This is a genomic window from Phaeodactylibacter xiamenensis (assembly GCF_000759025.1).
Lineage (GTDB): Bacteria > Bacteroidota > Bacteroidia > Chitinophagales > Saprospiraceae > Phaeodactylibacter > Phaeodactylibacter xiamenensis.
The window spans coordinates 35,968-49,072 of sequence record NZ_JPOS01000090.1; the positions used below are offsets into that span (position 1 = coordinate 35,968).

The window sequence follows — 13,105 nt, forward strand, 5'->3', positions numbered from 1 at the left end:
GTTCGCTAACTTATTTTCGATCCAAGGGGGCATAAGTGCTATTGACTCCTGAGGCAACAACACAACAGATAACGATCAAAGGCAAATATATACTTCAAAACCAATGCAATACATCGCCAAAAGCCTCCCCAAAAAAGGGAAACTTAAAAATGGAGACCACTTCGGTTTTTACGAGGACGAGCGGGTGCAGATTGCCTGTGTGGCGGACGGTGTGGGTGGAAATGCCTGCGACTGGAAAGCATCGGAACAGGCCTGTGAGGACCTGGTCTATTTTTATAAGAATGAATTTGCATCCCTTGGCGTGCAGGAAGGCATCGCACAAAGCCTGAGGAAGACCTTTGCCAGGATATACTGGACCAAAGGCAGGTGCGAGGGTATGCTGACTACCCTGGTGGCCGTTATCATTGACCGGCAGTCAGGGGAATATTTCTACTTCGGGATTGGGGACAGCCTGATCCTTAAATTTGAAGAGGGCGCAATTGAAGAACTGACTCCGGAATGCGAATTTCGCATACAGCCGGACCTACTGCCGTCCAGGGTGAAAAGCGGAGGCTCTTTAAAGGAAGGGACCTGCTTTGCCCTAATGTCTGACGGGGTCTACACGAACCGGAAAAACTACAAGCAGGAAATTGCCCTCGTTTTGGGTTCCGATAACTGGGAGAGCAAATTTGACGAAATCATGTACCTGAACCAGTTGACCCAATTCGACGATATGACACTCCTGCTGCTGAAAGGTTGATTGGGATCAGCCTATTTTTGCAGCCGTTTTTAACGTTCAGAGCCGTTTACAGCAGCCGGCGGAGCAGCCGGCGGAGCAGCCCTGAATCACGACCCTAAAAAACCAAAAATGAAAGTAGAACTCTCGAAGCAGTCCTATAAAGACCCGGAGAAAAACAGGAACGGTGATTTTTGTACGTTTGAGCTTCTGGAAAACGGGCACCTGGCTGTTCTGGCCCTGTCGGATGGTGTGGGGAGCAGCCCCTGTGACTGGAAAGCTTCAATGGTCAGTTGCCAAAAATTCATTGAAGCCTTTAAGGCGGATAACAATGAGGATATCACTGAGCGCTTTTTGCAAGCCCTGAAAGCCGCTAATCAGGAAGTCTTGCTCACCACAGACCGGTGCAATGGGATGAAAACCACATTCTGCGGGGTGGTATGGGACATCGGAAAGAAAAAAGTGCATTATACCAGCATTGGGGATTCCAGGATTTATGCCTTTTCGAATAACAAGGCGAGCCAAATCAGCACAGATGAAGTAAAATCCGTTATCCTCCGGAAAAAAGATGGTAAACCCATGATTGTTTCGGGCATAGCCGTTACCGCAGAAGGCATAACCAATGTCATGGGTAGCCAACAGGTTAGTTTCGGAATTGAAACAAAAGACGCGGAGGGTATTGATGGTATGGTGTTATCAACCGATGGATTCCATGGGTTGTCCACCACCTTTGAAGAAGATATTCGCGAGGCCATCAACACCATTAGCCTGGAGCAGGGGCTGAAGCAGATTTATCATAAATACAAGGACCTGCAAAAGGATGATATGACAATCCTGGCGCTAAGAAAAGTGAAAACCGCTAATAATCATTCGGAGATCCTCGCCACTATCTTAAATAATGAAGCGATCCCGGATATGAGCAATTTTGAGCTATCCAAAGTGTTACTGCGCGGAATAGAGGAAGGGATACAGGAACAGGATGCTGACAAGGCAAGCAAGCTGATTGCCCTCTGCGAAACAAAGCGAATCGACCTCGGAAGAGAAGAAACCGGAAATTTGATCTCCCTGATGTTCAGGGTGAATTTCCAAAACGGAGGAGTGTACCAGAAGCTCATGAGTTTGATGCGGTCCAGTAAAGCATAAGCTCTGCATCAACAAAGAAAATTGCCTTTGTATTAGGTTCCAAAATCGAAAAAGCGAAGCACATGCCTCGCAACCACTTGCAATTTACCGGGCTAAGATTGCAGTATTCTGTTGCAATTGTAATAATTTTAGGCTCTAAATTACAAAGGCATTAACTAATATGAGACTCTCTTTTTTATCGTTGGGGCTCTTCTTTAGCCTATCTCTGTTCGGGCAGCATAGAATTGCTATTTTTAATGTACAGACCACCGCCGGTTCTATAGCAGGCCTGGGACAGGTCAGCAGTCAGATCGTTGCCCATTATGCAAGCGATGACCGCTTCATCGTTATCGACAAAGCCAATATACAGCTCATTAAAGATGAGCAGGACCGCCAAAAGTCTGAAGAATTCATTGACGGCTATATCGTTAATCAGGGCAAGCAGGAAGGCTTTGAGTATTGCTACTACCCGATTTATGACAAAAAGGAAAAGCTTCTTTCGGTCAAAGTGTATGATATTGAAAAAGGGACGGTCATATCAAACCAGGAAGTAGAACTGGGACACACCATCCTTGGTACACCCAAAAACCTGCAGTCTGCCATCAACAAAGTCATCGAAAAAGTAAATGCAGATTGCTTTGAATTTAGGTATGAGATCCTGAGGTGCACAGACAAAAAAATGAAGTCAAAAGCAAAAAATCTACTTTTTGCAATTGGCTACAATCAAAGAGCTAAGGAAAAAGATACCTACGAAATTTACAAGCTCGTAGTAGAGTCCGTTGGTGGCAAAGAATACGAACGCAAAGAAGTGATTGCCATGGGCGAAATCGATGAAATTCAGGATGCCAACTTCTCTATCCTGAAAGTCACCAAAAATGGTGAAGCAGTAATGAATGCGCTGAACGCTAATGAACAGCTATACGGAGCATTAATCCGATAATATTTTTATACAAACAAAAGCATTATAACAAATCATGAAAAGCCAACTCACCAGCCTACTCGTCCTGGTAACTGTCTATGCTTTCTCTCAAAACTTTGGCACCGCTGTACTCATGGATACAGCTCCCAATAAGGGGGAATTCAACAAGATTTTTGTTCAGGCCATCGTAGAAAAGTACAACAATCAAAGCCCTCCACATACCGAATTTTATACCTGGAATGAAAACCCCGAATCCAATCCGGAACCCATCGAAGTGCTGAACGGCGAGGGTTTTGGTACAATCCCCATCAAACAAGCACTCTACCTCGATACCCAGTTCAGTTTTGAAAAAACACTGAAAACCAATTATCAGGTAGATACTTTAGGCAATGTCTTGCGGATGTTTGTCTACTACCCGCATAAGATAGGGCCGCGGCTTAAGATGATTGACCTGCCTACCTCGGAAGTCATCGCGGTGCATGCCTTTGATACCAAAGACTGGGGAATTCAGGAACATTATCAGGTAACCGACTTCAAAAAGTATTTTGGAGACAACCCGAAACGACTGGAGCGCAATAGAAAGGTCTTTAATGAAAAAATGAAGGCTTTTAAAAAGGTGGAACTCAAGCGTATTAATGAATTTTATACCAAAAAAGTCCAATCGTATGGCAAAAATATAGACCTCGCAAGACTGGTCAAAGCTTCCGGAGACAAACGATTATTTAAAGTGGATGAATTCACGCTGGATGAAAAAGATAAATGGGGTGAGCTCTACTTAGATGCCAAATCTACCGAAAACATTGCCAAAGGCGATGTTTTGAGTATGTATCAGCTTTCTAAATATGGAGACTTTGAAATGTATACCCCGGTTTCCGGCTTTTCCATAGTGGAAGTAACCCAGGCTGGGCCGGACCGGACGAAAGCCGTACCTTCTGTATTTGCTAAGAAAAAGATGACCGAAGCCCTGCAAAGCGGAGACGAAATTGTATTCGCAAGGAGCACGGCCTTGATCAATGAGGCGAATCGCAGGAATGAGCCTATGAAGCGTGTACAAGTCAAAGGGGAGTGCTTTATGTGCGAGCTGTACCTGGAAAGCATCCTGTTGGATGTGGCGACTACAAAGCTTATAGAACGAAACTTTGACCAGCAGCGCAGCTATTTCACAGACCAGTATACCGCTGAAAAATTCATGGACTTCAAAATGGAAGCCGTACAGGATAAACAAGAGGGTGTGGAAGTGATTTTCGAAAAAACTTCAACCGGAATGAAAGCAACGGATGTACAAACCGGAAGGATTGTGGGATTGGAGCACGAAGAAGCCAGTGGGGTCGGCGGGCTGCTCAAGCTACCGCCTAACAGGAAAGTACAGATCGTCAATATGTGCATGGATATCATGAATAAAGACCTGGAAATCCTGGAAATCACCAAAGAGAAAAAAGGTAAAATCAAGGAGTTTTTGGGTTACAGTGCCTTTGGGTTTGAGAATATCTCAACTTTATACATCATGAAAATCACCGAGGAAACGGTTGGCGGAAGAACGGTAGAAAGAGAAGAAGAAATAGGGCAAGTGTGGGCAAAAAGAAAGAAAACGAACACCATTGCGGAAGTTAAGGTCACGAAAGGTGAGAAGGAACTACAGCAGGCATTGGACAACGGTGATAAAATCAGATTTAAAGTCAGATATTAAAGGCATATGAAGTACCCATTCGGTTTTTTAGTGCTTGTTCTGCTCTTATGGAGTTGCAGCAAAACCATAATCCCCTATGAGCGAACAGGAAAAGTTAACGCCATAAGCCACGAGAATGCCATCGTCGTGCTCAGCAGTCAGGGGCAGGCGGAGCACCTGGACAAATCCGTCTACCATGCGGAGCGGAATGCCTTCGAAAATTTGCTTTTCAAAGGCATTCCCAACACCAATCAGGAATCACCAATGGTCCCCAATGAATATCTGGCCCTTGAAGACAATGGTGTTATACTGGAAAGACTGCTGGTAAATCAGGGCTATAAACGGTTTATTATGGACTCCTATACCAGCCACTCCTCAGTTTCCTGCGGGGTCACCTTTGTGGATCAGGTCATTAAAATTGACCTTCGGGGATTAAGAAACTTCTTGCAGGAAGAAGGCATCACGAAAAAATTTGGACTTTAGCCTCAACTAAATTTTATGAACCAGCTACTGACAATCTTATCCATATGTTTCCTGACAGTAAGTCTGACTGCACAGGAACAACCGACGATTCAGCCCACGATCATGGTCATTCCTTTCGCCAAAGAGGGCAATAGCACCAGGAAAGCCTATGAGTACAGCGAGCTCAACAGGATAGCCATCACCAAAGTGAAGGAAGCCTTTGACCAAAGAGGCGTGAACACCATTGACTTCAGGGCAAAGCTAAAGCAGCTGCAAAATTCTGAGGCACTGACAGAAGACCAGGAAATGTCGCTTAAGGATGAGGTCATTAAAATGTCCGGCGCTGATATTTATGTGGAAATAGAGGCCAATAAAGACCGTACTAACACTGGCAACAGCGTTACCTGTATCCTGACTGCTTACGATGCCTTTTCCGGTGAGTCATTGGCGAATAAGGTATCTTCCAGTCCGAAATTCAATACTGAAAACTTCGAAAAGCTTACCCAAAAAGCCATCGAAGCCGAAGTGGACAACCTGCTCAATACCATACAGGAAAAATTCAACGACATGGTTGAAAACGGCCGTACAATTACCATGGAAGTGGGCATTGAAATCGGTACAGACTTCAACCTGGACACAGAAGTAGACGACAGCGGCTACTACCTCTCTGAACTGATCGAAGAATGGGTTGCTGAAAACGCCCACAACCATTATTTCCATATACAGGGGCAAAGCGAAACTAAAATGATATTCGATATCATAAAATTACCTCTCAAAGATGATATGGGCAGAAACTACCGGATTTCAACATTTGCGACAGACTTCAGGCGGCACTTCCGGGAAAAAGGCATCAAAGCAGACCGAACCATCACCGGTAGCGCCATTACCATCACCCTTTCAAGCCTCTGATCATGAGAATAATGGTATCCGTAATGTTGACGCTGCTCTTTGGCAGCCCTTTTGCTTTCGCGCAGGAAGCCAAACCAAGCCTCGTAATAGGACAGGTAGAAATAGAGGACAATGCCTTCGCAGCTCGCGGAGTAAAGCAGAAACTGGAAAACAGACTAAAAAAGGACTACGATGTACTATCCTCCAGCTACATCACACTGCATGTAACAGGCAACTTCGGTGAGATGCACACCATCAATGGTATGGATACCTACACCGTCGCTGATGCAGATTTGACCTACTCCCTGTCTGCTGAGGGGCTGCCAAACCGCAGCAAAACGCTTTCCATCAAATGCAAAGGCACCAATGAGAAAGACCTGGCCACCAAATTAGGCACTACCATGGCTAGAGACAGGGCGCATTATGATGAGGTCCATGCCTTTATACAGGAATACATTCAGGAAAACCTTGGAACCTGCACAAAAATAACAAGCGTCATTAATGAACGGCTCGCCAACCATGAAATGGCAAAAGCGAACAGCTTGCTGGGATACTATGATGCCCTAAGCAATTGTCAGGAAACTAAAAGCAATGCGGAGCAGGCCATACTGGATAAGCATCAGGCCTACGCCTGTGATGTCATCATTAAAAAGAGTACCATCCTTGCCAATAGCGGCTCCCGGCAGGACCTCAGCAAAGCCATCGATATGCTCCTGATGGTCCCTCCTGATGCGCCTTGCGCAGAAAAGGCCATTTCGGTTTCAGAATTGGTCAGCAAAAAAGCCAAAGAGCTGGACGGCTACTCTACGCAGCAGCTTCAGAAACAACTCGTCATCTTTAATTCTATCACTCCCGCAGACTGGAAGACCTGGTACCGGGAAAACTACTCTAAAATCTATTAAATGATTCGTACTTTCAGCAAAGTATGGATCCACGCACTCAGCAACGTTATCTCGGCTGCCTCGCCACCCCACCACTCTGGGAAGGCACGACCGTATCCCCTTTCCGGCAAATAGCGCTTTCTCTTAGCCCTGAGCCTTTGGCGGAGCAAGCTTCCTTTGATCAGCACCGGCTTGGCAAACTGGCGGAGGCTTTTGTTTTTAATGCGCTCAAAAAGCGCCCTTCGGTCTCCTGGATTTGCGACAATCTTCAAATACAGCAGGACAAACGAACGGTGGGTGAAATCGATGCCCTGTTTTACCTCGAAGGCCAGCCCGTTCACCTCGAAGTGGCGTACAAGTTTTACCTCTTCGATACCCTTGAAAAACACGAAACACCTTTAGGTGCCTGGATTGGGCCCAACCGAAAGGACCGTTTGGTACAGAAACTGAAAAAGCTGCACCGCAAACAATTCCCCCTTTTGCACAGTGAAGTAACAAGTACGTACCTGAGACCATACGGGTTGGTGGCCGGGGCGCTGGAGCAAAGGCTATGCTTTAAGGCACAACTCTTTTTGCCTTATCAGCAACAGGAACTTGACGTTGCCCCACTTAACCAGGACTGTATTGCAGGCTGTTACTTAACCCTGCCGGAATTAGAGGCCTTCCGGAATGCAGCTTTCTTCATCCCGCAAAAGCCCGACTGGCTGATCTCGCCTCACCCTAAGGTACAATGGCTCCCCTACCCTGAGGCCCGCCCGATTCTAAAAACCGAAACAGATCAGAAACGGTCACCCATGGTTTGGGTGCGGCAGAACAGCGGTAAAATAATCAGATGCTTTGTTGTGTTCTGGTGATCCGCTTCGGGTATTCACGCCAACCTTTTATCGGTCAAAGGATGGTGTTCGTCAAATCCTGTTGCGACAGACCGGCAATTCAGGTATTTTTAAGTGGTAATTTTTCACCATTAAATCACCTGAATCAACATGAAAAAACACTACCTCATTCTCCTTCTTTCCCTGATCACTTCATTTGCAGGCAAAGCCCAGCTACAGCCAGGCGATTGGGCAACCCCTTTCACCCTAACTGATATCTATGGCAATGACCACAGGCTCTACGATTACCTTAGCGAAGGCAAACCCGTGGTAATGATCATCTCAGCAACGTGGTGCGCGCCCTGTTGGAATTTGCATACAAGCGGTGTAATGGAAGAAGTCTATGAAACCTATGGCCCGGATGGCAGCGACGAAATCATGGTCCTTTTCATAGAGGGGGACCCCAGCACTTCCTACGAACAACTCACCGGGCAAGCCTGGCCTTCACAAGGCAACTGGATCAATGGCACCCCCTACCCTATAATTGATGTGGAAGACTTTCAGCTTCAGGCGGCTTATGGCTTGCTGGGGTACCCCACGGTGGTCATGATCTGTCCTGATATGCAAGTAAAAGTTCCGCAGATGTGGTCTGGAATAAATACCTGGACTGTCAACTACGTGGTCAGTCAGGCTTTTTCCTGCAATGATGAGCCTCTACTGGAACAGGACGCGGCCATTCACACCTATGAAATCGGCAACAGCTCCTGCTACGATGGTTTTGTCAGCGCTAACCTCTACAACACAGGCAGTGAACCGCTGACCGCTGCTACAATAGAACTTCGGCGCGATGGAGAACTTGTAGACACTTACGATTGGATTGGCGAATTGCCTACCGGTGCGGAAGCCCCTGTCCTTTTTGAAAACGTAGACTTACAGCCGGGACTGAATACCTTCTCCCTGGTACTCCCTTCTGACGATGATGACCTTTCCAACAACGAGGTCCTGGTACCTTTCGTCAAAGCCCCTCTGGTCTCTGTGAATCTTGATCTTTATATCCAATCTGACAGCGATGCAGAAGACCATAACAACCGCTGGCAAATTGTCGATGAGAATGGCAATGCGGTAGCAGAAGGTACGCTGGCCAACAGTACCTATGAAGAAGTTAGCCTGTCCCTTGAAGCGGAAGGCTGCTATGAACTGCGATTCTACGATGAGGAAGGTGACGGCATCAATGAAGGCGGGTTTATTCTCGTACTGGATGAGTATGGCACCTCTATTGCCGACATCAGTAATTTTCAGGGTACAGAAGTATTTGTGAAGTTTTTGGCTGCAGCCAATGTGAGCGGTACTCCTAATGCGGAAGCGGTAGCCGGGTGGTCCGTCTTCCCAAACCCCACAAAGGATTTGGTGCAGGTGCAGTATGTGCTGAATGAAAGTAGCCCGGTGCAACTCAACTGCATCAATGCTACAGGCCAAGCCCTCCTCACACAGGAGTTCACGACACTGCCTTCCGGCACGCATCAGGCAGCATTTGACCTGAGCGGCCTGCCAGTTGGCTTGTACCAGGTCCAAATCACGACTCAAGACGGGACGAGCACGAAAAGTGTAGTGAAGCAGTAAGAAAACAGCGCTAAAAAGCCCCGGCAGGAATTTCTGCCGGGGCTTTTAGTTTACAATGCAACAACCTGGAGTGAGGAGCCGCTGCACTAGTGGTCTGTCAAGTGTTAATTTATGGGTTGAGTGGGAGCGAATTTTGAGGCTAATCAAGGCGGATGTTCCCGCGCATAGCAGCGCTACGTAAGGGGTTATCCAACGAAGAGTAGCCTCAAAAGTCGCCGCAGGCAACCCTTAGTTTTAGCCTTGACAGACCACTAGTTTACATCCATGCCCCGCACCACACGGGACAGTACACCTGGCAGAAAACGCTTTAGGTAAATACCCATAATTTCCTTACCGCCAATGTACGCCTCTTCTTTCTTTTTATAGATCGCCAGCAGTGCTTTGCGGGCAAAATCATTGGGCTCCAGCCCCTGCTTAGTCGTTTGTGCCATCTTGTTATTGGGAGAACCATCACCGGTCAGCGCATTGATGCTGACATTGGTATGCACGTAGCCCGGGCAGATCAGGGTCACCCCAATGTTTTTCTCATAGACTTCAGCCCTGAGGCAGTCAAAGAACCCATGCAATGCGTGCTTGGACGCTGCATAAGCGGACCTTCTCGGTGTACCGATTTTCCCCATCACACTACTTATGGCAACAATTTGCCCCTGCTTGCGGCGCAACATGTATGGCAACACCGCCTTGGTTACCGCCACCGTACCGATGAAGTTGACATCCATGATCTTTTGGTCTACTGACAAATCTGTATCCGCCACAAGGGAGCGCTGAGAGATACCCGCATTATTGACCAGCACATCAATCTTACCGAAATGGTTGATCGCCCGGGCAGTTATACCAGAAACCTTATCGTATTCCGTGACATCCATCGGCAGGAGCAATACCCGGCTGCTACGGGGGCAATTTTGCTGCACGCGCTCCAATTCCTGCTTATTACGGGCAGACAATACCAGATCTGCTCCGTGCTCAGCAAAAGCATACGCTAAATGCTCGCCTATCCCGGAAGAAGCCCCCGTAATCCAAATTACTTTATCCTTGAAATGCATCCCTCGTTTTTTTTGCAAATTAACCGAAAAAAGTCGAATCCTCAGATGCTGCCTCCAAAATCTCTCTTAGGGCCACCTTCGAAACCCACAAAACGACATTGCAACTGTAAACGATTTAATCTTTTGCAAAAAGCCTTAAATTACCTTCCCATAACCCTGAGGCGCCTGCAAAAAGGCTACCTCCGATCCGCACATCAAACTATGAAGACCATTTATTTTGTCAGACATGCAAAATCCAGTTGGGAGGATCCCAGTTTAAGAGATTTTCAAAGGCCCCTGAATAAGCGGGGGCTCAGGGACGCACCATTCATGGGCAAGCTGCTGCATGCCAAGGGCTTAGCCCCTGACCGCATCATCACAAGCCCTGCCGTTCGCGCCCGTACTACTGCTAAATTCTATGCTGCAGCATTTCAATACCCGGAAGCCCAGGTGCAGGAGGAGCCCCTCATTTACGAAGCCTTCCCGGAAGATATTTTGCGGCTGATCGAAAAGTTTGATCCTGCATGGAAAGTGGTGTACCTTTTCGGGCACAACCCTACCTGGACCACCCTTGCCAATTCCTTTGCCGAGACTTTTATTGCCAATATTCCGACCTGTGGGACGTTTAGAGTAGATGCGGAAGTGGACGACTGGGCTGCATTTACCGCTCAAACCGGCCGCCTGAGTGAATTTCATTACCCTAAACAGTATTTTTCCTGATGCGATATACTGCCTATTTATTGCTAACCTGCTTCCTTGGTTTATGGTGTTCTGGCTGTCATACCCCAGAAGAAAAACCTACTATGCCAGAGGAAAAGCTGGTTGAGGTGCTGGCTGATATCCATATTGCAGAAGCTGCCCTGCAGGCCCTCAGAGGGCAAACCAAAGACAGCATGTCTCAGGCCTATTACCAGCAAATCTACACCATACACGGGGTAGACTCAGTGGAGGTGCAGGAAACCCTGGAAACCATGCGCGAAAAACCGGCAGAAATGAAGGACCTCTATGACAAGGTGATGGAGCGCGTGGAACAACTCAACGCCAAGGCCAAAAAACCGGAAGAGCGGGACTGACCTCCATTTCTTAACATATACTTAATGCCTCATTCGCTAAATCCAGCTTTCGAAGCCATTAACTTTGACGGCATGCGACTTAGGCTACTCTATATAGCCCCTTTTTCAACCAATCCTCACATAGATGGACCCTGTCAAAATTCTCATTGTGGATGATGAACCAGATATACTTGATTTCATCCGGTATAATCTCGTTAAGGAAGGATTTGAAGTCTTTACCGCATCCAATGGAGAAGATGGGATCAAGACTGCCGAACAAGTCAAACCCCGCCTGATCATCCTGGATATCATGATGCCAAAAATGGACGGCGTGGAAGTCTGCCGGCAATTGCGTAGTAAACCAGGATTTGAAAATACCCTGGTCACCTTCCTGACTGCAAGGGAGGAGGATTACTCCCAAATTGCAGCCCTTGATGTGGGTGGCGACGACTACATCACCAAACCCATCCGTCCCAGGGTATTTCTCAGCCGGATCAAAGCACTGCTCCGGCGATCCGAACGCTGGGAGGAAGAACAGGAGGAACCGAACACCCTGTCTATCGGCGATCTCATCATCGACCGGGACCGGGTCACGGTCACCAAAGGAGAAGACGTTATAGAACTGGCTAAAAAGGAATTCGAGCTGCTCTTCCTGCTTGTATCCAAACCCGGAAAAGTCTTTTCCAGAGAGGAAATCTTCAACAAAGTATGGGGCACCGATGTCATCGTCGGCAACCGCACCATTGATGTCCACATCCGGAAACTCCGGGAAAAGATCGGAGACCACTACATCAAAACCATCAAAGGTATTGGCTATAAGTTTGAGTTTTAGGCCCGGTACAGCCGCCTCATAATCCCCTTTAAAGATAACCACCACAACCTAATGCTGAAAAACCCTACGCCACAGCAAATCGCACAAATTGTAGCGCTGTATATTACGGTTTCTTCCCTATTGGTCTGGGGCGTGCTTGAGGGCGTCCGTGCCCGCTTTGAGCTCACCTGGATGTTCACCCTGGCACTGCTCGGCATAGCCCTTTTTGCTTCTGCTTACCTGATTACCATTTTTTACCTGCGTAAATATATCTACCGCAAGATCAAACTCATCTATAAAACCATCCATAAGCACAAAGTCTCCCCACAGGAGAAAAATAAGAACATTGATGTGCGCGAAAACATCATCGACGAGGTGGAAAAACAAGTCGCAGAATGGGCCGAACAACAACAGGAGGAACTGGACAAGTATAAGGCATGGGCGGAGTACCGCCGCAACTTTGTTGGCGACATCTCCCACGAGCTCAAAACACCTATTTTCAATATTCAGGGCTACCTGCACACCCTGCTCGACGGGGCACTGGAAGACCCAAACGTAAACACTACCTTTCTCAAAAAAGCCGCCAAAAACCTGGAGCGCCTGCACATCATAGTGGAGGATCTCGAAGCCATTTCCCGCCTCGAATCCGGAGAGCTGATGCTGGAAATTCAAAGCTTCGACATACACGCCCTGGCAGCAGAGGTTTTTGAAGATCTGGAGTTCAAGGCCAAGCAGCGCAACATCACCCTGGAGTTTAAGGATGGGGCTTCTCAGGGCTTCAAGGTGCAGGCTGACCGGGAAAGCATCCGTCAGGTGCTGACCAACCTAGTAAGCAATTCCATCAAGTACGGGGAAGAAAATGGACGCACCCGCATCGGTTTCTACGACATGGACGGTAACATCCTCATCGAAGTTGCGGACAATGGGCTGGGCATACCAAAAAAACACCTCAACCACGTCTTCGACCGCTTCTACCGGGTGGACAAAAGCCGTTCCAGAGAACGTGGCGGCTCGGGGCTGGGCTTGTCCATTGTGAAGCACATCATTGAGGCGCACAAGCAGACCATCAATGTACGCAGTACGCCCGGCCTGGGCTCTACTTTTGGGTTCACCCTCAAAAAGGGGAGTTAGCTGA

14 protein-coding genes are annotated in these 13,105 nt (G+C 47.6%); 13 read left to right on the forward strand and 1 reads right to left on the reverse strand.

All coding sequences use genetic code 11. The features are described from left to right. Positions 1-103 precede the first annotated feature (103 nt). The 9 genes from IX84_RS26185 (at position 104) to IX84_RS26225 (ending at position 9,085) form a co-directional block, all read left to right on the forward strand. Positions 104-739: a protein phosphatase 2C domain-containing protein gene (locus IX84_RS26185; protein WP_044228178.1), complete on the forward strand. Its 636-nt coding sequence runs from the start codon at positions 104-106 to the stop codon at positions 737-739. A gap of 108 nt (positions 740-847) precedes the next feature. Next, positions 848-1,858, forward strand: a complete 1,011-nt coding sequence (locus IX84_RS26190; protein WP_044228180.1) for a PP2C family protein-serine/threonine phosphatase — start codon at positions 848-850, stop codon at positions 1,856-1,858. Between the two features lie 160 nt (positions 1,859-2,018). After that, complete coding sequence (locus tag IX84_RS26195) at positions 2,019-2,777, forward strand: hypothetical protein (RefSeq protein WP_152605255.1); 759 nt, start codon at positions 2,019-2,021, stop codon at positions 2,775-2,777. A 34-nt stretch (positions 2,778-2,811) separates the two neighbouring features. Then, the gene (locus IX84_RS26200) at positions 2,812-4,443 is read left to right on the forward strand and encodes a hypothetical protein (RefSeq protein WP_044228186.1); all 1,632 of its coding nucleotides are present in this window, start codon (positions 2,812-2,814) and stop codon (positions 4,441-4,443) included. A gap of 6 nt (positions 4,444-4,449) precedes the next feature. Beyond that, positions 4,450-4,905 (forward strand): hypothetical protein, encoded by a 456-nt coding sequence (locus IX84_RS26205; protein ID WP_044228188.1) that lies wholly within the window; start codon positions 4,450-4,452, stop codon positions 4,903-4,905. 15 nt (positions 4,906-4,920) lie between these two features. Beyond that, positions 4,921-5,793 (forward strand): DUF6175 family protein, encoded by an 873-nt coding sequence (locus tag IX84_RS26210; protein WP_044228190.1) that lies wholly within the window; start codon positions 4,921-4,923, stop codon positions 5,791-5,793. A 2-nt stretch (positions 5,794-5,795) separates the two neighbouring features. Next, on the forward strand, positions 5,796-6,674 hold the full coding sequence (locus IX84_RS26215; RefSeq protein WP_152605256.1) for a hypothetical protein: 879 nt from the start codon (positions 5,796-5,798) through the stop codon (positions 6,672-6,674). Between the two features lie 23 nt (positions 6,675-6,697). Beyond that, complete coding sequence (locus IX84_RS26220) at positions 6,698-7,507, forward strand: DUF1853 family protein (RefSeq protein WP_044228196.1); 810 nt, start codon at positions 6,698-6,700, stop codon at positions 7,505-7,507. A 129-nt stretch (positions 7,508-7,636) separates the two neighbouring features. Further along, on the forward strand, positions 7,637-9,085 hold the full coding sequence (locus IX84_RS26225) for a T9SS type A sorting domain-containing protein (protein WP_044228199.1): 1,449 nt from the start codon (positions 7,637-7,639) through the stop codon (positions 9,083-9,085). Between the two features lie 251 nt (positions 9,086-9,336). Here IX84_RS26225 and IX84_RS26230 read toward each other — a convergent pair whose 3' ends face one another. Continuing rightward, positions 9,337-10,128: an SDR family oxidoreductase gene (locus IX84_RS26230; protein WP_044228202.1), complete on the reverse strand. Its 792-nt coding sequence runs from the start codon at positions 10,126-10,128 to the stop codon at positions 9,337-9,339. A 201-nt stretch (positions 10,129-10,329) separates the two neighbouring features. Here IX84_RS26230 and IX84_RS26235 point away from each other — a divergent pair, with 201 nt between their 5' ends. The 4 genes from IX84_RS26235 to IX84_RS26250 all read left to right on the forward strand — a co-directional run bounded on the left by IX84_RS26235 (position 10,330) and on the right by IX84_RS26250 (position 13,101). Beyond that, positions 10,330-10,827 (forward strand): SixA phosphatase family protein, encoded by a 498-nt coding sequence (locus IX84_RS26235; protein WP_044228902.1) that lies wholly within the window; start codon positions 10,330-10,332, stop codon positions 10,825-10,827. Positions 10,828-10,910: 83 nt separating this feature from the next. After that, positions 10,911-11,180, forward strand: coding sequence for a DUF4296 domain-containing protein (locus tag IX84_RS26240; RefSeq protein ID WP_044228204.1), 270 nt, complete (start codon positions 10,911-10,913; stop codon positions 11,178-11,180). Between the two features lie 124 nt (positions 11,181-11,304). Further along, positions 11,305-11,991, forward strand: a complete 687-nt coding sequence (locus IX84_RS26245) for a response regulator transcription factor (RefSeq protein ID WP_044228207.1) — start codon at positions 11,305-11,307, stop codon at positions 11,989-11,991. A 51-nt stretch (positions 11,992-12,042) separates the two neighbouring features. Continuing rightward, positions 12,043-13,101: a sensor histidine kinase gene (locus IX84_RS26250; protein ID WP_044228210.1), complete on the forward strand. Its 1,059-nt coding sequence runs from the start codon at positions 12,043-12,045 to the stop codon at positions 13,099-13,101. The last annotated feature ends 4 nt before the right edge of the window (positions 13,102-13,105 follow it).

Excerpts from the sequence above, each read along its gene's own strand:
- IX84_RS26185 (WP_044228178.1), top strand. The coding sequence starts at position 104 with ATGCAATACATCGCCAAAAGCCTCCCCAAAAAAGGGAAACTTAAAAAT.
- IX84_RS26190 (WP_044228180.1), top strand. The coding sequence starts at position 848 with ATGAAAGTAGAACTCTCGAAGCAGTCCTATAAAGACCCGGAGAAAAAC.
- IX84_RS26195 (WP_152605255.1), top strand. The coding sequence starts at position 2,019 with ATGAGACTCTCTTTTTTATCGTTGGGGCTCTTCTTTAGCCTATCTCTG.
- IX84_RS26200 (WP_044228186.1), top strand. The coding sequence starts at position 2,812 with ATGAAAAGCCAACTCACCAGCCTACTCGTCCTGGTAACTGTCTATGCT.
- IX84_RS26205 (WP_044228188.1), top strand. The coding sequence starts at position 4,450 with ATGAAGTACCCATTCGGTTTTTTAGTGCTTGTTCTGCTCTTATGGAGT.
- IX84_RS26210 (WP_044228190.1), top strand. The coding sequence starts at position 4,921 with ATGAACCAGCTACTGACAATCTTATCCATATGTTTCCTGACAGTAAGT.
- IX84_RS26215 (WP_152605256.1), top strand. The coding sequence starts at position 5,796 with ATGAGAATAATGGTATCCGTAATGTTGACGCTGCTCTTTGGCAGCCCT.
- IX84_RS26220 (WP_044228196.1), top strand. The coding sequence starts at position 6,698 with ATGGATCCACGCACTCAGCAACGTTATCTCGGCTGCCTCGCCACCCCA.
- IX84_RS26225 (WP_044228199.1), top strand. The coding sequence starts at position 7,637 with ATGAAAAAACACTACCTCATTCTCCTTCTTTCCCTGATCACTTCATTT.
- IX84_RS26230 (WP_044228202.1), bottom strand. The coding sequence starts at position 10,128 with ATGCATTTCAAGGATAAAGTAATTTGGATTACGGGGGCTTCTTCCGGG.
- IX84_RS26235 (WP_044228902.1), top strand. The coding sequence starts at position 10,330 with ATGAAGACCATTTATTTTGTCAGACATGCAAAATCCAGTTGGGAGGAT.
- IX84_RS26240 (WP_044228204.1), top strand. The coding sequence starts at position 10,911 with ATGCCAGAGGAAAAGCTGGTTGAGGTGCTGGCTGATATCCATATTGCA.
- IX84_RS26245 (WP_044228207.1), top strand. The coding sequence starts at position 11,305 with ATGGACCCTGTCAAAATTCTCATTGTGGATGATGAACCAGATATACTT.
- IX84_RS26250 (WP_044228210.1), top strand. The coding sequence starts at position 12,043 with ATGCTGAAAAACCCTACGCCACAGCAAATCGCACAAATTGTAGCGCTG.